This is a genomic window from Cupriavidus sp. BIS7 (assembly GCF_000292345.1).
Taxonomy (GTDB): Bacteria; Pseudomonadota; Gammaproteobacteria; order Burkholderiales; family Burkholderiaceae; genus Cupriavidus.
The window spans coordinates 58,692-77,961 of record NZ_ALOU01000047.1 but is presented as its reverse complement, the minus strand read 5'-3'; the positions used below and the strand labels follow the sequence as shown (position 1 = coordinate 77,961).

17 protein-coding genes are annotated in these 19,270 nt (G+C 58.3%); 9 read left to right on the top strand and 8 right to left on the bottom strand.

Annotated elements, in window-relative coordinates:
• Positions 1-21 precede the first annotated feature (21 nt).
• The 6 genes from pcaF (at position 22) to B552_RS0116795 (ending at position 6,762) form a co-directional block, all read left to right on the top strand.
• Complete coding sequence (gene pcaF / locus B552_RS0116820) at positions 22-1,224, top strand: 3-oxoadipyl-CoA thiolase (protein WP_019450212.1); 1,203 nt, start codon at positions 22-24, stop codon at positions 1,222-1,224.
• A gap of 165 nt (positions 1,225-1,389) precedes the next feature.
• Positions 1,390-2,367 carry a tripartite tricarboxylate transporter substrate binding protein gene (locus B552_RS0116815; protein WP_019450211.1) on the top strand — a complete coding sequence of 326 codons (978 nt, stop codon included), beginning with the start codon at positions 1,390-1,392 and terminating at the stop codon, positions 2,365-2,367.
• Between the two features lie 296 nt (positions 2,368-2,663).
• On the top strand, positions 2,664-3,644 hold the full coding sequence (locus B552_RS0116810) for a tripartite tricarboxylate transporter substrate binding protein (RefSeq protein ID WP_026035748.1): 981 nt from the start codon (positions 2,664-2,666) through the stop codon (positions 3,642-3,644).
• Between the two features lie 35 nt (positions 3,645-3,679).
• Positions 3,680-4,711: an amidohydrolase family protein gene (locus B552_RS0116805; RefSeq protein WP_026035747.1), complete on the top strand. Its 1,032-nt coding sequence runs from the start codon at positions 3,680-3,682 to the stop codon at positions 4,709-4,711.
• A gap of 63 nt (positions 4,712-4,774) precedes the next feature.
• Positions 4,775-5,884 (top strand): NAD(P)/FAD-dependent oxidoreductase, encoded by a 1,110-nt coding sequence (locus B552_RS0116800; protein WP_019450208.1) that lies wholly within the window; start codon positions 4,775-4,777, stop codon positions 5,882-5,884.
• A gap of 101 nt (positions 5,885-5,985) precedes the next feature.
• Positions 5,986-6,762, top strand: coding sequence for an IclR family transcriptional regulator (locus B552_RS0116795; protein ID WP_237718232.1), 777 nt, complete (start codon positions 5,986-5,988; stop codon positions 6,760-6,762).
• A gap of 139 nt (positions 6,763-6,901) precedes the next feature.
• On the opposite strand, the gene B552_RS28910 is transcribed toward B552_RS0116795, so the two are convergent.
• From B552_RS28910 to B552_RS28525, 8 genes are all read right to left on the bottom strand, one after another.
• Positions 6,902-7,279 (bottom strand): hypothetical protein, encoded by a 378-nt coding sequence (locus tag B552_RS28910; protein WP_157160277.1) that lies wholly within the window; start codon positions 7,277-7,279, stop codon positions 6,902-6,904.
• A 25-nt stretch (positions 7,280-7,304) separates the two neighbouring features.
• Entirely contained in the window at positions 7,305-8,063 is a 759-nt protein-coding gene (locus tag B552_RS27620) for an IclR family transcriptional regulator (RefSeq protein WP_157160276.1), read from the bottom strand.
• Between the two features lie 68 nt (positions 8,064-8,131).
• Complete coding sequence (locus tag B552_RS27615) at positions 8,132-9,109, bottom strand: tripartite tricarboxylate transporter substrate-binding protein (RefSeq protein ID WP_019450205.1); 978 nt, start codon at positions 9,107-9,109, stop codon at positions 8,132-8,134.
• A 33-nt stretch (positions 9,110-9,142) separates the two neighbouring features.
• Positions 9,143-9,931: an enoyl-CoA hydratase-related protein gene (locus B552_RS0116780; protein WP_019450204.1), complete on the bottom strand. Its 789-nt coding sequence runs from the start codon at positions 9,929-9,931 to the stop codon at positions 9,143-9,145.
• Positions 9,932-9,933: 2 nt separating this feature from the next.
• Positions 9,934-12,039 carry an acetate--CoA ligase family protein gene (locus B552_RS0116775; RefSeq protein WP_019450203.1) on the bottom strand — a complete coding sequence of 702 codons (2,106 nt, stop codon included), beginning with the start codon at positions 12,037-12,039 and terminating at the stop codon, positions 9,934-9,936.
• A gap of 4 nt (positions 12,040-12,043) precedes the next feature.
• Entirely contained in the window at positions 12,044-13,132 is a 1,089-nt protein-coding gene (locus B552_RS27610; protein WP_019450202.1) for an acyl-CoA dehydrogenase family protein, read from the bottom strand.
• Positions 13,129-14,283 carry an acyl-CoA dehydrogenase family protein gene (locus B552_RS0116765; RefSeq protein WP_019450201.1) on the bottom strand — a complete coding sequence of 385 codons (1,155 nt, stop codon included), beginning with the start codon at positions 14,281-14,283 and terminating at the stop codon, positions 13,129-13,131. Before B552_RS0116765 ends, B552_RS27610 begins: the two co-directional genes overlap by 4 nt.
• A 601-nt stretch (positions 14,284-14,884) precedes the next feature.
• Positions 14,885-15,193, bottom strand: coding sequence for an H-NS histone family protein (locus B552_RS28525; RefSeq protein ID WP_083860312.1), 309 nt, complete (start codon positions 15,191-15,193; stop codon positions 14,885-14,887).
• A 77-nt stretch (positions 15,194-15,270) separates the two neighbouring features.
• On the opposite strand from B552_RS28525, the gene B552_RS0116760 reads away from it, so the two are divergent.
• The 3 genes from B552_RS0116760 (at position 15,271) to B552_RS0116745 (ending at position 18,912) form a co-directional block, all read left to right on the top strand.
• On the top strand, positions 15,271-15,594 hold the full coding sequence (locus tag B552_RS0116760; RefSeq protein WP_157160274.1) for a DUF1488 family protein: 324 nt from the start codon (positions 15,271-15,273) through the stop codon (positions 15,592-15,594).
• Positions 15,595-17,100: 1,506 nt separating this feature from the next.
• Entirely contained in the window at positions 17,101-17,808 is a 708-nt protein-coding gene (locus tag B552_RS0116750; RefSeq protein ID WP_019450198.1) for a hypothetical protein, read from the top strand.
• A 15-nt stretch (positions 17,809-17,823) separates the two neighbouring features.
• Positions 17,824-18,912, top strand: a complete 1,089-nt coding sequence (locus tag B552_RS0116745; protein ID WP_019450197.1) for an XRE family transcriptional regulator — start codon at positions 17,824-17,826, stop codon at positions 18,910-18,912.
• Positions 18,913-19,270: the final 358 nt, after the last annotated feature.

Sequence of the window (19,270 nt, the reverse complement as noted above, 5' to 3'; positions counted from 1 at the left end):
CACTTACTCGTGGACGCTAACATGACTGAAGCATTTATCTGTGATGCCATTCGTACCCCTATCGGCCGCTACGCCGGCAGCTTGTCCGCCGTGCGCGCGGACGACCTTGGGGCTGTGCCACTGAAGGCGCTGATGGCACGCAATCCCCAGTTGGACTGGACGGCGGTCGATGACGTGATTTACGGTAATGCCAACCACGCAGGTGAAGACAACCGGAATGTTGCGCGCATGTCGCTGCTGCTCGCCGGGCTTCCCCAGTCTGTGCCGGGTTCCACTGTCAACCGCCTCTGCGGTTCGGGAATGGACGCAACTGGCATCGCGGCCAGAGCTATCAAGTCGGGCGAGACTTCGCTCATGATTGCCGGCGGCGTTGAGAGCATGAGCCGCGCCCCGTTTGTCATGGGCAAGGCCAGCAGCGCTTTCGCACGTGACGCTCAAATCTTCGACACAACCATCGGCTGGCGCTTCATTAACCCTGCAATGCGCGCGGCCTATGGTGTGGACTCGATGCCGGAAACGGCAGAGAACGTTGCCACTGACTACAAAATCAACCGTGAGGACCAGGACCTGATGGCCCTGCGAAGCCAGGAGAAGGCTTCGCGCGCACAAGCCGACGGCACGCTGGGGCAGGAAATCACGGCGGTCACCATTCCGCAGAAGAAGGGCGAAGCTATCGTGGTCGAGCGCGACGAGCATCCTCGTGCCACTACCTTGGAAACGCTGGCCAAGCTGCGCGGCGTGGTCCGCCCCGACGGCACCGTGACCGCCGGCAATGCTTCGGGCGTGAACGACGGAGCTTGCGCGCTGCTGCTCGCCAATGAAGATGCTATCAAGACACACGGCCTGACACCGCGCGCTCGCATCGTCGGCATGGCCACGGCCGGTGTGGCCCCGCGTGTGATGGGTATCGGCCCGGCACCGGCTACCCAGAAGCTGATGAGGCAGCTCGGCATGACGCTCGACCAAATCGATGTCATCGAACTCAATGAAGCTTTCGCCGCGCAAGGTCTGGCAGTACTGCGCGAACTGGGAATTGCCGACGACGATAAGCGCGTCAACCCCAACGGCGGCGCCATCGCACTGGGCCACCCGCTCGGAATGAGCGGCGCCCGCCTTGTGACCACGGCCATGTACCAATTGCATCGTACTGGTGGCCGATATGCCCTTTGCACCATGTGCATCGGGGTCGGACAAGGCATCGCGATGGTTATTGAGCGCGTCTAAGACTTCTCCTGGGGCGGGGTGCTTCGTGCGGGTGCACGTTAGCGCTGTTTGAAGCAGGCCGGCCGTTCAGGGTGGCCTGCTCTTTTTTCACGTTCCGAATAACGTCGCGGACGGACGATGTTGGGTGCACTTCATTGAAGTCACAGCTGCTTTTCTGGAGCCTCTATGATGACCAACTTATTGAGACATGGCGTCAGGCTAGGTATGGCCATGGTTCTTGCGGCGCCGCTTGTGGGGCATTGTGTTGAGCCGTATCCGACGAAGCCTGTTCGTCTGCTGGTAGGTTTTGCTCCTGGCGGCTCGACAGATATCATCGCGAGACTCATTGCGCCCAAGCTGTCCCAGTCGCTTGGTCAACAGGTGATTGTGGATAGCAGACCTGGTGCCGGCGGCGCTATCGCAGCCGACATAATGGTGAAATCACCGCCAGACGGTCACACGTTACTACTGTGCACCACGGGCCTGGTGTCGATTCAGCCGTTCTTGCAGCGCATGCCGTTCGACCCAGCGGAAATCGTGCCAGTTACCCTGATTGGGAACACGCCATACATCGCACTGGTTAATGCGTCGTTGCCCGTCCACAACGTCAAGGAACTGGTGGCGTACGCTAAGGCACATCCAGGCAAGCTGAATTTTGCCTCGTCCGGTAACGGCACCGCTGGGCATCTTGCCGGTGAAATGTTCAAGCTCCGCACGGGTGTGGACATGGTCCACGTACCCTATAAAGGGAGCGGGCAGGCCATGGCTGACTTACTCGGCGGCCAAGTTTCGTTAATCTTCGACCAGCCCGTTAGCTCGATGCCTTACGTAAGGTCTGGGAAGTTGCGCATTCTCGGCGTCGCAGCATCTCGACGGCTGGAGGCACTACCGAATGTGCCGACCTTTGCCGAGCAAGGTATCAGTTCTTTTGAGCCAGTCGCTTGGATTGGGCTCTGCGCGCGGAAGGGAACCCCTGCCAGTGTTTTGGCCCGGCTCTCTCGTGATACGCGAGAAGCATTGAAGCAGCCAGCGGTGGCTCAGCACCTAAGTCAGGATGGTATCGAAGTCATCGGCGACTCCCCCGAGAAGTTCAGGGAATTTCTGGTTCTCGACCGACAGAAGTGGGGCGGAGTCATCAAGGACGCCAAAGTTTCGGCAAATTGAGCGGAAGACAGCCCACTCGCAAGGGCGCGGTCGCTTCTATGTGTAACGGCGTCCCAGGGGGCCAAGATTGAAGTCTCAGCCGTCCGCACATTAGCTTTGAAATATAGCGCGAACTCGACCACGCAAGCAGCGCTGCTGTGTCGTCGAGTTGCATCAGCGGCGTCGAGCACATGCCCTGTTCCCCTGACTCAGCTAGACCGTTTCGCCTGGTGGAACGCAGTTCAGGTTTGCTTAGGCGACCCCTAGAATCGACACCAATCAGAGGCGGTCACGGCCCTGGTACAGGAGACAAACTCATGCGTACATCGACGCTGGTTCGGACAATGCTATGCGGCATCGGCGCCGCCTTGCTTTGCAAGCAACCCTTCGCTGCGACAGCAGCCTACCCGGACAAGCCTGTCAGGCTTGTCGTACCGTTTGCGGCGGGCGGGCCTGCTGACGTAGTTGCGCGAGAGATTGGACTCGCACTGGGCAAGGAGCTTGGGCAGCCCGTCGTGGTGGACAATCTCGGCGGTGGCGCGGGTCTGCCTGCCATGAATGCAGTGACCCGGGCAGCCCCGGATGGCTACACCCTGCTATTCGCTGCCTCGGGGAACATCGTAATTCAGCCGCTACTGACGAAAGGCGTCGGGGATGCTGCCAAGCGTCTGTCGCCGGTCGGCATGGTCTCGACCAGCCCTCACGTGTTGGTGGTCAGTGCAAAGCTGCCCGTTCATAACGCAGCAGAGTTGATTGCATACGCCAAGGCCAACCCCGGCAAGGTGTACTTTGGCTCAGCTGGCGTGGGCGGTCTGGCCCATCTGGGTATGGAGCAATTCAAGGCAACAGCGAGAATCGATATTGGGCACGTGCCATACAAGGGCACCTCACAAGTCGTGAACGATTTAGTCTCCGGTGAGGTTCAGGCACTGTTCACCAGCTACCCATCCTTGAAGGGCATGATTGAGAAGGGTGCAATTCGCGCAATCGGTGTGACGGCGCCCTCTACGTCGCCAAGCCTGAAGAACATCCCCGTAATCTCCAATTCCGGGTTGCCAGGATTCCAGTACACCACCTGGTATGGCATCTACTCGACTGCGGGCACGCCTGCGCCAGTGATGAAGCGTCTCAATGACGTGCTCATCAATATCGGGAGCGACAAGGTCTTGCGCGACCGGTTAGACGCGCAAGGAGTCGACTTGCATGTCACTTCGGCGGAGGAATTGAATGCTCAGGCGCGCCAGGAAACAGCTCAATGGAGCAAGGTGATTCGTAGCGCAAACGTCACCCTGAACTGAGTAGTTGTGCGGTGAACTCGATGGAGGGGAGGAGCATGATTATCGACTGCCACGGGCACTACACCACTGCGCCGAAGTCGCTTGACGACTATCGGAAGCGGCAGACAGCGAAACTGCTGGAGCCCGGGTCGCCCGCGCTGCCGCCTGACTTCACGATTAGCGATGATGAAATTCGTGAGAGTCTGGAGAAGAACCAACTTCGTCTGCAGCGAGAGCGGGGTATCGACATGACCATCCTGTCGCCGAAGGCGAGCGCGATGGCTCATCACGTGGGCAACCAGACCACAAGCCTTCACTGGTCCCAAGCGTGCAACGACCTCATTCATCGGGTCACATCGCTGTACCCGTCACAGTTCACCGGTGTCTGCCAGCTGCCTCAGTCGCCGGGCAACGGGTTGGACGCTTGCGTGTTGGAGTTGGACAGGTGCGTGACGTCGCTCGGATTTGTCGGATGTAATCTGAATCCCGACCCGTCGGACGGCCATTGGAGCGGCCCCCCGCTAACGGACCGATATTGGTACCCACTGTACGAAAAGCTGGTCGAGCTTGATGTGCCGGCCATGGTTCATGTGAGCTGCTCGTGCAACCGAAACTTCCACCACACTGGGGCGCATTACCTCAACGCGGATACGGCTGCGTTCATGCAGCTATTGCTATCGGACGTCTTCATCGATTTTCCGACCCTCAGATTAATCATCCCGCATGGAGGCGGTGCCGTCCCCTATCACTGGGGTCGATATCGAGGCTTGGCGCAGCAACTAGGTCGGCCGCCCTTAACCGAGTTGATGCGTAATGTCTTCTTTGATACGTGCGTCTATCACCAGCCTGGCATAGACCTGCTTCTCAAAGTTGTCCCATCGGAAAATATCCTTTTCGCATCGGAGGCTTTCGGTGCCGTACAAGGCGTCGACCCGGAAACCGGTTTTAATTTCGATGATACGCGGCGATACATCGACGGAGCGCTCGGCTTATCGGCCGAGAATCGGGACAAAATTTACTTCCAGAATGCGCTTCGCGTCTATCCGAGGCTAGAAGCCTGGGCGGCCCGGCAATCCGTGCCCGCCTGAGGCGAGGGCCGCGCTTTTACACTAGGACCATGGACATCCCGTCCAAAACACCACCTTGAAACTATGGAACGCGTAGACTGTGTCGTGATAGGCGCCGGCGTGGTCGGAATCGCCATTGCGCGCGCACTGTCCCTAGCTGGCAGAGAGGTCCTGCTGCTCGACTCGGAGAATGCCTTTGGCACCCAGACCAGTGCCCGCAACTCCGAAGTATTGCATGCCGGGTTGTCATATGCTCCAGGGTCCTTGAAGGCGCGGATGTGCCGACGCGGGCGCGACGCCATCTACGAGTATGCGGTCGAGCGAGGTATCGGCCATAAGCGCGTTGGAAAGCTTATCGTGGCGACCAGCGAGTCTGAGGTCGACGGCCTCCACAAGTACATGAAACTGGCGCAGGCCAATGATGTCAACGACCTCCAGATGCTGGATGCCAAAGGCGTCAGAGCGCTGGAACCGGAAGTGCAAGCGGTTGCCGGACTGTTCTCGCCGTCGACAGGCATCGTGGACAGTCATGGCCTGATGCTCTCCTACCTCGGAGACGCCGAAGCGGCCGGTGCGAATCTGGTGTTGAACAGCCCTGTTGCCGGAGGCAAAGCGACGGATAATGGTATCGAGCTCGATATTGGAGGAGCCGAACCTATTCGACTGCTGGCGCGCACCGTCATCAATTCGGCGGGCCTGTATGCACATGAGGTTGCAAGAGCAATCGAGGGGATGCCGAAAGAACTCGTCCCGGAGGTGTACTACGCCATCGGTCACTACTACACCTTGCAAAGCCGGTCCCCGTTCACCCATCTGGTTTATCCAGTGACCCGTGAAGCAGCGTTGCGTGTTCACGTGACGCTGGACCTGGGCGGACAGTGCAAGTTCGGACCGGACATCGATTGGCGCTCGGAAGTGGACTACACCTTCGACGCCAGCAACGCCCCCCGTTTCTATGAAGGCATCCGCCGCTTTTGGCCGGGCCTGCGAGATGGGACTCTGCAGCCTGGTTATACGGGTATTCGGCCGCGACTCGCAGGTCCGGAATCTCTGCATAATGCGGGTACTGATTTCGTGATACAAGGGGAGCAGTCGCATGGGGTGCGAGGACTGGTCAACCTATTTGGCATTGAATCGCCTGGGTTGACATCATCGCTCGCAATTGGTGAATTTTTGGCCGGGATGGTGGCCTAATAGAGGCTAAAGACGTGGTTGCGAATGCCAGCAGGAGTCCAAGCGTTTCAAGGAAATCGGTGGACCCTCGCAGCGCTGTCGCTTCGGCGACGAGCGAAGCGGTGACTCTGCCAGCAACCAGGACCAAGCCTTCTGAAAAGTCAGTGGCGAAAGAGGTGGCGTCGCGCGATACAGTCCAGGCGGTAACCAAGGCACTTTCGCTGCTAACCTGCTTCTCTGGCGACGAAATCTTTCTCTCGCTGAGCGCTTTGGCACGCCGCACTGGTATGCCAAAGCCGACGGCCTTGCGTTTGGCTAGGACACTGGCAGCGGCTAGATTTCTCGTGCAGCGCGAGGACGGCGCCTGGCGGCTCGGTCCCGCCGCCGCTTTCATAGGGTCGCGTTATCAGGCGCAATTCGATGTGCATGCTGTCATCGAACCTGTACTCCAGGAACTTGCAGCCGTGTCGGGCGAGAGCGCCTCGTTCTTCATCTACGAAGAAAACGTTCGCACGTGCCTTATGCGGGCAGAGGGGCCGCGTGGACTACGACGCCATGTGCGACTGGGTGAATTGCTTCCCTTGGAGCGAGGTGCTGCGGGGAAAGTTATTCTCGCTGCGCTGGACCATCCTGGCGCGCCGTACGACGCCATCCGCAAGCAAGGTTTCTGCGTGACGCGCGGGGAGCGAAGCCCAGATGCAGCCAGCGTCTCGGTGGCTGTTAAAGGGGCAAAAGGAGTGGTGCTCGGTTCGGTCAGTATCTCTGGTCCCGCTATCCGACTGACTATCCCGAAGTTGCATAAGCTGGCCCCGCATGTTTTGAGGGCAGCGGCGACGCTCAGTTTTTCGCTCAGCGGCTTGCCGGCGATTCCGATGAAGACGACGTGGCATCCAGCATAGCGTCGGTCCCTTCGGCCGGTATGACTCAAGCCGCCATGAGGTTGGATGCGATGGCATGGCAAGGCAGACTTTCGGTAGTCACGCTCAATTGCATGAAGAAAGCATGGGTATCGCCTACCACTCGCGCGAGCCCGTAATGTCATTGCTCAGTGCATCGCGGCGAGAGCCAGCCAAAAAGCCTGAGCCGACGCGTGGCTGACCAGAACAGTGCCCGAAGTAGCGGGCAATCGCTGGCGATGGTATGCGCATCGTCAAGGCGTTGAACGGCTAAGCGTGGACAGATATCGACTGCCGCAGCGAAGGCAAGCAGCCTGGTTCGTGGATGGACATTGAGTAAATATTGCCATAACAATTCCTCAAGAGCGGTCACCGGGGTTCCGTTCTGTTGCGACGACAAGGAAGACGCTTCCCGGCGGAGGTCCTTGATGAATGCAGCAACCTCGTGGCGCAGCATAGAAAGTCCTTCCAGCGGACGCGTCTCGGTGCGTATCAATCGATTTGGCTCGAGCGGTGGCATGGGACCCTTGTTCTCCGAATAGTCGTCACTTGACCGGGCGACGAATTGGAAACCGTGCGCTAAGGTGCTCCGTCGCGAGTTCCTTCATCAACCGGTAAATGAGTTCCCTTTGTTTCGCGAGACGCCGCGTTGGACCGGAGACTCCTAAGGCCGTAGGTGGCTGGCCAGCTCTATTAGGCAGTACGATTGCAATCGCGCAGGCGTCAGCTGTAACCTTGTCGCTGTACGCATAGCCCTGTGCTCGGATGTTTTCAAGGCTGCGGACGAGGCTCGCGTGAGAAATGGGCCCTTCGGGGTCGATTTTCTGTTCATTGACGCTATCGACTAGCCTCTTGACTCGCTCAGAAGATTGTTGCGCCAGCAATGCGAGCCCGACCGCGCTGCGGCACATGGGTCGCATCATGCCAGGGCGTAAGTAGAAGCGGAGCAGTTCTTGCGATTGAACGGTGTGAACATACTGGGCATGCATGCCATTCTGAAGTGCCAGCATGACCGTCTCGCCGGTTTCGCGCTGCAACTGATTCATCAAAGCGACAATCACACCATCCTGAAAGACACGGCCGTGAATCCATCCACCAAGCAGTGCGACTCGAGCTGTTGGCATGTACTGCTTGTCCAGCTCATCGAAGGCAATGTAGTCCAGCGCTTTTAGACTTTGAAGCAACGCCATCGTGCTCGACCTGGGATAGCCTAGTGTATCGGCGACTTCGGAAAGGGTTAGCGGGCGCTGCAGCCGGTCGAACAGCTCGAAAATCTCGACAATTCGGATGGCGGACTTCACCATGACAGAGCCTTGAAACTGGTTGCGACCGGCCTTAGCATAGCTGAAGGAAGCAATGGAGTTAAGACTGCTCACTGTATCAACGACATTCCAGTGCTCTCGACCACTGATTTCCACTTCGGCATTTCACGGCCCACTCGCGCTTTGACGTCTGTCGGTCCTCCTTGAATGGGGTATTCACCATTCTTTGCCAAGTCTGTAGCGAAGGCAGAGTCCTTCGTAATGTTGCCCAAGGCTTGTGCGACACGGCTGGCGATTTGTGGCGAGACCCCGGGTGGGGCAACAAGAGCGCTCCATACATCGACATGGAATTCCTCTAAGCCGCCGCCTGCCTCCCCGACCGTCTGGACATCGGGCATGGCGTTGAAGCGGGACTTCGTCGTCACAGCGAGCGGGGATAGCTTTCCGGACTTTATCAAGGGAGATGCGACGGATGGAGCGATAAGGCCCAAATCCACTCGGCCAGCAATCAGGTCAGAAATGGCGTCCGCTCCCCCCTTGTACCGCACTTCCAAAAGGTCTGCCTTGCTCCGCGACTTAAGCATCGCCCCCGCTATGGCCGTGACGTTGCCTACCACCATATACGAGACGGACTTCGGTTTCTCACGGGCCCGAACAATATAGTCTTGCAGCGAGCGCTTCGTGTCGTGCGCCCCGGTGACGACAACATATGGATATCCGCTGACAAAGCCTAGGTGGGAAAAGCCATTGACCGGGTCAAACGGCAGCTTTCCATACAGGGCCGGGGCGACGGCGAGAAGGCCATTCGTGGCAAGCATCAATGTGTAGCCATCCGGCTGGCTGGCTAACAGTGCCCGCGCCGCAATCAGGTTATTACCTCCGGGACGATTCTCGACGACGACTGGCTGTTTGAGCTCAAGGCGCAGTCGCTCAGCCAGCAGTCGAGCAATGTTGTCGGTAGACCCGCCGGCCGTGTATGGAACAATCAGCTTGATAGGTTTGGTGGGATAGGCATCGGCCGCCGTCGCGTTTTTGACAAGCAGCATTGGAATCACCATGGCGATTGCAGCAAAGGACCTCTTCAGCATCGTTGTCTCCTGGATATGATTGTCTTGTCCCAGCTATCGGCCTACGAAGACGGCTTGCCGCTTCTCTTTGTATGCAGTCAAGGCTTCCTTGTGGTCCTCTGTCGAATAAATCGCAGCCATGTGCGATGACACTTGGTCTAGGTGAGCGCGCAGACTAAGCGTGGCTGCCTGGTAGGCGGCACGCTTCATCATCCGGATGGCAAGGGGAGGCCCGTTCGCAATCTTTTCTGCGAGCTCGAGGGATTTAGGCATGAGTTCCGCCTCGGGAACGACGTGGTTGACCAATCCAATTCGCTCAGCTTCGTCAGCTTCCACAAACCGGCCGGTCCACAACAGCTCGAGCGCCTTCGGCATCCCAATCAAGCGGGGCAGGTACCATGCTCCACCATCGCCTGCCATGATTCCTATGCGGATATAGGTCTCGGCAAAGCGCGCACTGCTCGAGGCGATACGGATGTCCCCCATTAATGCCATGTCCATGCCGGCGCCGGTTGCGATGCCGTTCACGGCAACGATTACCGGCTTGTCCAGCGTCTCCATGATTAAGGGAATGCGATGCACCCGGTCGCTCAGCGACATCTTGCGCATGTAGGCATTCTCGGTTTCGCGGCGCTCGCCGATATTTCCGACATCGCCGCCGGCACAGAATGCGCGGCCTGCGCCAGTTAGGACGATGGCTCGGACGTCGTCACGCTTCTGCGCTTCCAGCAGTGCGTCGCCCCATGCGCTCAACATTTCGGTCGTGAAAGCATTCAGCTTATCCGGACGATTCAGAGTAATCGTCGCGACACCTTCAGACACATCGAAAAGAAGTTCGCTCATTATCATTTCCTGATGGCGAGAGCATCCACAATGGTCAGGCCCTTGCCTTGCTCATGGACGAAGATGGGATTGACATCGAGTTCGGCTAGGTGGCCTTCGGCGGCAACGGCGAGGTCGGAGAGTTGCACGAGCAGGTCTGCCATAGCTTCGACATCGCGAGGCGGTTCGCCGCGTACGCCCGCTAGGAGCGGCCAACCCTTCAGGGACCGAAGCATTCGCCGCGCCTCTTGCTTGTCTAGCGGAGCTGGGGCGAGCACCGTATCCTGCAGAACCTCAACATAGATGCCACCGAGGCCCACCATGACAAAGGGCCCGAATTCAGCATCGTTGACAATGCCGGCAATCATTTCGACGCCGGCCGGGGCCATGTGCTGCACCAGAACACCACGGATTTCAGCCTCGGGAGCGTATGTCCGTGCATTCGTGAGCAGACGGTCAAAGTTCACCCGGAGCGCGTCACCGTCGCGTATGTTCAGTGCGATGGCACCCGCCTCAGATTTGTGTGGTAAGTCAGGTGACTGAACCTTTAGGGCTACTGGATACCCAAGGCGGTGGGCTGCAGCCAGCCCGGAGTCGACATCGTCGGCGAGAAGCTCGTCGGGACACTGAATTCCGAAGTTCCGCAGCAGAGACTTTGACTCGTACTCGCAGAGCGTTGACTGACGGGCGCCCAGGAGCTCGACTGCTGCGAGTGAAAGGTCGGGCGGTGATTGTCGTGCCGGGCGAGCGGCCAGTCGCTGCTGGAGGAGGCCATAGGTTCGCAAGCCTGCGAGCGCACGAACGCACCCGAGCATGGTGGTAAAGCAGTGGATACCATACTCTCGCAACAGTGCCCTAGACGCTTCGGATGGCACCGTGTAGCTGTAGAAGAGCACTGGCTTCCCAACCCGTCGGACTAACTCAGCCAGTTCCGCGCCCTCTGAGCTCAGGCGCGCTTCATGGGCGAAGGACGACACGATGATGAACGCATCGAGGTAGTCGGCATCGGCCAGAACTTCCAGCGACTTTGCATAGGCATTTACGCCCTGTGCCGTGATGTCGACCGGATTGGCGGTTGACCCATATGCCGGGATGAATTCCGCGATTTGCTTCTGGCGTTCGCTGTCCACCTCCGGGAGCTCAAATTCCATGGCTTCACAGGCATCCGACAGCCAGACTGCAGTACCTCCAGAAGTGGAGATGATTGCCACGCGATTGCCGGTAATAGGCGCATAGTGGGAAAGCCCGGCGGCGATGTCCAACAACTGGTCCTGGTCTTGGGCCTGGATAATGCCGGCACTGGCGAGGGCGGCATCGCAGACTTGCGTCGGCCCGGCAATGGCACCGGTGTGGGATGCAGCGGCGCGTTGACCCGCTTTCGAGCGTCCCACTTTGGCCATAACGATTGGCTTGCCGCGCTCTGCCGCACGTTGCGCGATGCCGATGAAGCGGCGCGCGTCCTTGAAGGATTCGGCGTACATCAGAATGACGTCAGTGGCCGAGTCGTCCACCATCTCTTCAAGGTAGTCTGCAGCCTCAAGGTCGACCTGGTTGCCAACACTGACAATGTGGCTGAACAGGAGGTCTTCACGACGACCACGGTTATAGAGTGCAAAGCCCAGGCCGCCGCTTTGCGATACCACACCGATACGCTTTCCCGCACGACCCTTGCCGCTCTCGATATTGAGCGCTGGGCTGAATGTTGCGGCGATGCTCGCTATTGAGTTGAAGTATCCCTCGGCATTTGGTCCGGAAATCCGTATGCCGGTTTCCTTGCGAATGTCCTCGAGTTCCGCTTGGAGTCGACGACCAGCCTCTCCTTCCTCGGCAAAACCAGAGCTGAAGATGACGACATACGGAATGCCAAGACTGGCGCAGTCGCGCACGACCGCAGGGACTCGCGTTGCTGGAATCGCGATGAGAGCGACATCTACTTGTTGGCCGATTGCTTCTACGGAAGGATACGTCTTAAGGCCGGCAATCTCCTGGTGGGAGGGATTCACCGGGTAAATGTTGCCCTCGTAGCGTTGTGCCAGAAGCGTAGACAGTACCTTACCGCCGATTCGCCCCGTGCCGGGTGTGGCGCCGATGACAGCAATGCTGGAGGGAGAGAAGAACTTGCGCAGCATATGGTCAGTCCCCTTTCCGGTTCGCCACCGCTTCATGCGGTGCTGTGATGAACTGCCAGAGTGCATCACTGTCGATATTCCTAAGTTGACTTGCGGCGGCCGCTGCCCATTCGAACTCAGAGCCGTACTCGTCCCGCCAGGACATTAGGCGGCGCGTGCTCAGGTGCAACGCGTGTTCGTGCGTGAACCCCATCGCCCCATGGACTTGATGAGCAATGGCGTACCCAGCTGTTGCGGCCTCACTGGCGGCGAGTTTGGCTGCTGCAATTTCAAACGCTGCAGGGTGGGACTGCGCCACAACCAGGGCTGCGTCCACGGCGACACGCGCAGAGGCAACATGGCCCGCCAGTTCGGCAATCTGATGTTGGATGGCTTGAAACTTAGCAATCGGTCGTCCAAACTGTGCGCGTTCACAGCTGTACTGCACGCTCATTTGCAGAACACGCTCCAAGGCACCGGCAATCTGGAACCCGCGTAGCAGGGCGCCTTCATGGAATGGAGTCGGAAGTCTTGCGTCACGCGATGCTTGGCCAACCGCATCCGCTTCGACCAGGACATTGTCCAAACGGAAATCGTCTCTCGCCTCACCGGCCAGATTCTTTCCAAGCCGGTCGGGCTGCATGCCGGTCAGCCGGACAGTTCTCTCAATTCCATCGTCTGCCAATGCCGTGGCCACAATCGTCGTGCAGTGTCTACCCCACGGTACCCGCTTGAGCTGGCCGCTAAGAACAAACCGACTGCCCTCATGCTGGAGTTTCAGGCGGTTCTGAGGCAAGTTCGTCGCAATGGTAGTTGGACCGTCATGCGCACCCAGACCGGCAATTCTCAGCATTCGTCGTGCTGCCAGATTCTCCACGATAGGCAATGGGACAGTGAAGGCTCCTGCGGTCTTGGCCACTGCGGCCATAATCGCGAGCTCCGACGAGGCGTCTTCGCAACAGGCGTCAAGCGAAGTGAGGCCAACGGCGTCAATAGATGCCCACATTTTTGGCAGCCAGTTTCCTGCCTCGGCCTCATCGTGGCTTTCGCGTGTGCAAACATCGTCGAACAGGCGCGCGGCACTGTCCGTGAGCATTTCAGAGATATCGTTCATCGCAACCCCAGGCTTTTAGCAATGATTCCGCGCAGAATTTCCTTCGTGCCGCCACGGATGGTGTAAGAGGGCGCGTGCAACAAGGAATACTCAAGCGAGTCGTTGAAGATTGACGGCACATCTGCATCGGCTCGGGTTGAGTCCGTAGTCAGCATGCGCAAGATTTCGGGGATTTCGCGTTCAAATTGGGTGCCACGGTCTTTGACAAGGGCAGCTTCAACGCTGGGAGTGATGCCTTTCTCCATCATGCTGGCGATAGACATCGACATTTGATGCAGCGTCCACAGCTTGCTCACCAATCGCCCGATGGATGGCGAATCGCCTTGCTGGCGACCAACCTCCTTCCGATAGGCCTTGAGAACGTGGAAGCTGCTGAGCCAGCGGTCGGGGCCGCTGCGTTCATAAGCCAGCTCACTAGTAACTTGCTGCCAGCCGTTGCCAATCGTACCGATGACCATCGCGTCCGGCACGAAAACATCCGAGAACACGACTTCATTGAAGTCGTGTTCCCCAGCAAGGTTCAGGATGGGACGAATCGTAATGCCAGGCGTCTTTAGGTCAACCAGAAATTGACTGACGCCTTCTCGCCGACTTTCGCCACGCGGCCCCGTCCGGGCGAAGAGAATCATCATATGCACCCGGTGCGCATTGCTCGTCCAAATCTTCGCGCCATTGACAAGCCACCCGCCGTCTACCTTTTCCGCCTTCGTTCGGATGGACGCTAGGTCTGAACCGGAATCGGCCTCGCTCATGCCGATGCAGAAGTACAGCTTGCCTCGGGCCATTTCGGGCAAAAAGGTCTCGCGCTGATACTCAGTACCAAAGCGCAGTAGCAAGGGGCCACTTTGGCGGTCTGCCACCCAATGGGCCCGGACCGGGGCGCCTGCCGCCAGGAGCTCTTCAGTAACAACGTGACGTTCCAGCGCGGTTCGTTCGTGGCCACCGTAGCGCTTGGGCCATGTCATGCCAAGCCAGCCGCGCGCGCCAAGCGCTTCACTGAAGGACGCATCAGGAACCGCCCAGCCGTGCGTAGAGGTGCGATGTATGCCCTGAGCTCGTGCCTGTTGAAGGAACTCCCTCACATCGTTGCGAAGCGACGCTATGCTGGGGTCGGGAGGGGTGACGGCGAACCTGATTGGTTGGGATGACAAAATGGTCTCCTTGAAGGCAGTCGAACGCTGAGCTGCGCGGTACACCGATGATGGTTTAAGGAGGGCGGGGTCGGAAGGCAAAATTCACATATGTGAATCGCTAATGTAGGATTGCCCAACGGGTCCGTATAGGACGGATGTAAGGCCTTTAAGACCTCACTGGCTGGCGCTGGGTAATACGACGCGTTGCCGGCTTGGTAGGTTCAAGCGGAGGTGCTTGCAATGAGCGGAGAGGAGAAGTTCCGACGTTCTTACCAAGAAGCCGCCCAATGGCCGGCTTCTTTCCTTTGCGGCATCTCCAAGCTACAAGCTCAGAAATATGCGGTATGGCGCTCTTTGTGGTTGTTCGATGCCGCCTTCGTTGCCACTGCCCGCAATGCGCTTCACGACCTGAAGGGAGACTTCAATGACAATAACACGTCATCTGGCCGGCATGCGGGAGCCTGTTGGTCAAAACATGTCTGGAGACGATGGCCCAGTTAGCCTCAAAACGAAGTCTCGGACTTGCGCCGGTCGCGAGCCATCACTGACTGCAACGGGCTAAAACCACTGGGGTGGTTGTCTCGTTTAGAGCGCGGAGGAATTCTGCACCGTGGCCAAATCACCCGGTCCTGAAATGGTCGACCGACTGGCCAGCATTCACTGCTCGCTGAAGCCATTCGGGAGGGTCACCACGGCCATCCCAGCTATGACCGTCTGCATCTCTGTAGCGAACAGGATGGACTTTTTGGCAGTTGAAAATCGAATTGGTTGCAGCAAAGCAGTCAGCGGCAATCAGGTCATCAATCGAAATGCCGTGCTTGGCCATCTGGGACTTCACCCAAAGAATCGCGGCAGCACGCTCCCGTAGTTGTTGCGTATCCGAAAGACGTTCAACCAGGGGCGAGTTAGGGGCGTTGAAACTGAGCATCGTTAGGATTCGCTCACGTTAGCATTGAACAGAGGCGTCACTAGCTGAAGCATCACGTGTGTTCTAACGCCATCGATATGCGCTGGGAGAAGGCTATGGTCTACCCCGTTGGGCTTGAGGTGGCGGACGTCGATGACGACGTTGGGGTCCAGTTCCAGTATCTAATCGGCGGGTACTACCAGACTTTTGCGGTCAGTCGCGAAGCTCTGGAGAACCATTTCGGTCTGGCGATTGCAGGCTTCCCCGCCGAGGATAGGAACCATGCAATGCTCGGTTCCTTCATGCACGGATGGCAGCGAATCAGAGATGTGGCAGCCAGGAATCGCAGAGTGCCAAGCAACTCTCGCATCGTTCTGACATCCAGCGTCTTCCAGGTGAACGAGGTCACCGGTCGGGGATAGTCTCGTTTCCACAACATCACCCTGTTGAGGGGCGCCGGCTGCCACGACATGAGGCAGAGTGATGACATCCGCTCAACCTCAGTCCGAATATGCCAAGGCGTCGACGTCGTCCTTCAGTTCAGCAACTACAGTATCGGTTTGTCGTGGGAAACCGCCAGATGGTGGCTTTTCGCGTTCCTCGCTTTTTTGGGCGCCAAAGCTATCAACACGATTCCTTGCATGGCGGCTAGTACGCTAAGAACGGCGCAGTGCGAGCCGTCATTTCCGCTCGCGAATGCCGTATGGCCGGTTCTCGTCGTTGTTGGTATCGCTGCAGGTGTCTGGCGGTACTACCGTGACTATCACTGCGGTGACATGTACCGCGATTTATACGATTGATGGTTGTCATCGCGTGACTACTTGGTCAGGGCTTCTCGGCAGAGCATTCCTTACCGCCGGCGTCGTTGTCGTGGCTGCTATCGTGGCGCGCCACATTTACCTGCGTGTTGTGCCGGAAGGTGATACGGGCATGGACGCCGTACGTGACACCGAGACGCCGCTACCTATTTGCGCACCTGGCATTGAATCAGAGTCGCTCCGCCGCAGCGCTGCGGACTCCGATACCGTGTTCATTCGACATGCCTGTTTCGAGTCGTAATCGGGAACGTGCCATCAGAGCGGATTCACGACGCTCACCGGTTCCGCACGGTACACCGACCAGAAATAGTGCGAGTGTCGGTGGTGCCGGGCTCTCATCTTCTCCGCGAAGAAGCGGACTCTTCCTGCAGGTCCAGCATCCATCTCGACTTCCTGATGGCACGCCGGCGTTGATGCCGCGGGCGGGAGGAGACTCAGGGCCGCTGAGACATACTGTCCGGGGATGCGTCCCAGGATGCCGTTTGCCCCGAGGACTGGAGGCTCGTCGGAGCTGTCTCCCCGAAGATGACACTTCGAAGCCAAGTGACTGTTGCCCATGATGCTATTCCTCAATCCCGAGGCTCGGCGCTGGCCCACGCCCCGTAGCGGACCTGTTCTCGCAGCTCTCCTCAGCGCGGCCGCAGTGCGTGACGTGAATGCGCTCATGTCCTACGCTCGGCCAGGGCCGACCCGTACACCCCGCTTGTCGCGCTGAATGAGCGGCAGATGTCCATACGCCCGCAACCGGGCCAGGTCTTGCCGCGTCGAGGCAGGTGCAACCAGGCCGGTCAGCGCGGCCGACTCAACTCCGAACGCGCCGCACGCGGGACAGGTGTACCTGAACCCGCGTAGCTGGGACGACCGTATCCGCTCCGCGGCCGTGCCGCACAACGGGCAATTCGCTGGTTCTGGGAGCATGGTCTCAAACAAAATACTGTATGAATATACAGTATAATTGTCGGACGGAAAATTGGAAGACCGGGCGGCGAATGTTCGGCAGCGGGCTCCTGGGGAGAGAGTCGGGGAAGCAATAGGCAACACACTACTTCCGGTTTTATAACCTCAATACGTGGTACCATAATCGGAAGCTAACAGCCCTTGGAGGCGCCCTTGACGCAAACGTTGCCTGGCTTTCCCGAGTTGCCTAATCAGACTACCTGCCGTATCGTGTCTGACCCTACGCTCGTCGCGGCTCGACTCGCAGAGCTGGACACCACTCTTGACCAGGCGCTGTTCACGGAGGTGAGTGAGCACGGATACCGGCAGCGCGTTGAAGCAACTCCGTTTCACGCTACGACTGCTGCAGGTACGTATCACTACCACGGCGCAGTGTTCGCGATTCGTTCGATGCTGACGAGTCGCGGATGGAGCCTGGAGAACCTGCGCAACTGTCCCTTTATTGTTTCTCCTGACCGGGCCATGGCAATCGTTGTGATGACGGGTGACGTGGATACTGGCCGAGTCAATGGCCACCCGACGAACCAAGCGGTGAAGGGAGCCGTGCTCAAGCAGGCTGTTGCGAATAACCAAGAGCAACTTAAGCTTTTCGACGCGGGCTTCGTATCTGCAGCATTGGCCGGCTCGAGAGAAGCGACCCAACTGTGGGTTCTTCTGTATCACGTCGCGCTTGGTGAAGACGGAAATGATGAGATTCGTGTTGAGCTATCTCTGCCATCTCGCTTCGAGAAGAAGCAGATTGCAGACTGGCATGAACGACTCATTTTGGGTGCCATCCGACCTGACGGTGAGGTGGGCGGTCTGCGCGATGCTCCGACAGAACCCATTGACGTACCTGTCGAACGCCGCACGGGTACTTAGTAAATTGGAAGTGAGATGTTTTTCAACCCGAAGAGGCTGACTTTCGCACGCATGCGGCGCGGTTGGACAAAGGCGCGCCTTGCAGAGGAACTCGGCCTCCAGGTGCGCTCAATCCAGGGGTACGAATCTAATGAGTACACACCGGAGCCAGAAAAGCTAGCCGAAATTGGAGCACTTCTCCGGTTCCCCGTCGACTTCTTCGCCGGTGTCGACCTGCCATTCATCGAGCCAGATACTGCCAGCTTTCGCTCGATGTCGAAGATGTCAGCAATGTTGCGAAACGTTGCCTTGGGTGCCGGCGTCACGGCGTTCTTGTTGAACGACTGGATTGAAGAGCGATTCCGTCTTCCCGAAGCGGACCTTCCTGACCTCAGCGACCTCTCTCCCGAGGACGCCGCCGCAACCCTTCGCAGAATATGGGGTCTGGGGGAGGCCCCCGTCGGCAACCTAATTCATTTGCTGGAAGCAAAGGGCATCCGGGTCTACTCCCTCGCCATAGAAGCGAGGGAGGTCGATGCGTTCAGCGTATGGCATCGCGAGACCCCTTTCGTCTTTCTCAACACATTTAAGTCTGGAGAGCATAGCCGGTTTGACGCCGCTCATGAACTGGGCCACCTGGTGCGCGACCGGCATAGCATGCTACATGGTGAGGAGCATAAGCCGGACATGGAACGCGAGGCGAACGCATTCGCGTCCGCCTTTCTTATGCCCCCGGCCAATGTTCGTGGCCACGGGATAGGTGTAGTGACCGTGGAAAAGCTGATGCAGTTCAAGCAGGTTTGGGGCGTGTCGCTAGCAGCCCTAGCGTATAGGATGAATCAGTTAGGACTTTTCTCTGAGTGGGCGTATCGAAACCTCTGCATTCAGATTGCGAAGAACGGCTATCGAACCAAGGAACCGCACCCCATGCGGGCTGAGTCCTCACAAATATTGCGGAAGGTCTTCGATGCCCTTCGAAATGAAGGCGTCACTCGTAGCATGCTCGCGAAAGAGTTGCGCATTTCGCAAGAAGATATTGACAATCTGACATTTGGCCTCGCGCTATCGAGCGTTTCACCTCCGGTTCAGAGGAGTGCTACTGGTACGCGCAGGCGACTAGGGTGAGAGGCTCGACGAACGACTCAACTCCAGTGTCTCACGGCTTGCCCCAGGCTGCTGGAGAACATGAATGAATCCGCGGTCGACGATTTCGGGTGCAGCGCGTTCTCCAGCGCTATCGCCGGCCGGTCAAAAAGTCATGCCAGTCGGACGCGTAAGCGCAGTCCATCGGCGTGGGGTCTTCTTCAATGACGGGGCACCCTGAATACTCAATGCGTTTGCGGAAGAGCGTCGCTGCCGGCTCAGGTATTTCGCCCGGGCGAACGTAGTCGGTATTCCCTGAACGGTAGATAGGAACACTGAGGGGCTCGGGACGAGGTAGGAGTTCCTCGGCCCCGGTCAACCCGACTCCGAGCGCACGGGC

Coding starts and splice junctions, on each gene's coding strand:
- B552_RS0116805 (WP_026035747.1), top strand. CDS start 3,680: ATGATTATCGACTGCCACGGGCACTACACCACTGCGCCGAAGTCGCTT.
- B552_RS0116815 (WP_019450211.1), top strand. CDS start 1,390: ATGATGACCAACTTATTGAGACATGGCGTCAGGCTAGGTATGGCCATG.
- B552_RS0116745 (WP_019450197.1), top strand. CDS start 17,824: ATGTTTTTCAACCCGAAGAGGCTGACTTTCGCACGCATGCGGCGCGGT.
- B552_RS0116775 (WP_019450203.1), bottom strand. CDS start 12,039: ATGCTGCGCAAGTTCTTCTCTCCCTCCAGCATTGCTGTCATCGGCGCC.
- pcaF (WP_019450212.1), top strand. CDS start 22: ATGACTGAAGCATTTATCTGTGATGCCATTCGTACCCCTATCGGCCGC.
- B552_RS0116800 (WP_019450208.1), top strand. CDS start 4,775: ATGGAACGCGTAGACTGTGTCGTGATAGGCGCCGGCGTGGTCGGAATC.
- B552_RS0116780 (WP_019450204.1), bottom strand. CDS start 9,931: ATGAGCGAACTTCTTTTCGATGTGTCTGAAGGTGTCGCGACGATTACT.
- B552_RS0116810 (WP_026035748.1), top strand. CDS start 2,664: ATGCGTACATCGACGCTGGTTCGGACAATGCTATGCGGCATCGGCGCC.
- B552_RS28525 (WP_083860312.1), bottom strand. CDS start 15,193: ATGCTCAGTTTCAACGCCCCTAACTCGCCCCTGGTTGAACGTCTTTCG.
- B552_RS28910 (WP_157160277.1), bottom strand. CDS start 7,279: ATGCCACCGCTCGAGCCAAATCGATTGATACGCACCGAGACGCGTCCG.
- B552_RS27610 (WP_019450202.1), bottom strand. CDS start 13,132: ATGAACGATATCTCTGAAATGCTCACGGACAGTGCCGCGCGCCTGTTC.
- B552_RS27615 (WP_019450205.1), bottom strand. CDS start 9,109: ATGCTGAAGAGGTCCTTTGCTGCAATCGCCATGGTGATTCCAATGCTG.
- B552_RS27620 (WP_157160276.1), bottom strand. CDS start 8,063: ATGGTGAAGTCCGCCATCCGAATTGTCGAGATTTTCGAGCTGTTCGAC.
- B552_RS0116760 (WP_157160274.1), top strand. CDS start 15,271: ATGCGCTGGGAGAAGGCTATGGTCTACCCCGTTGGGCTTGAGGTGGCG.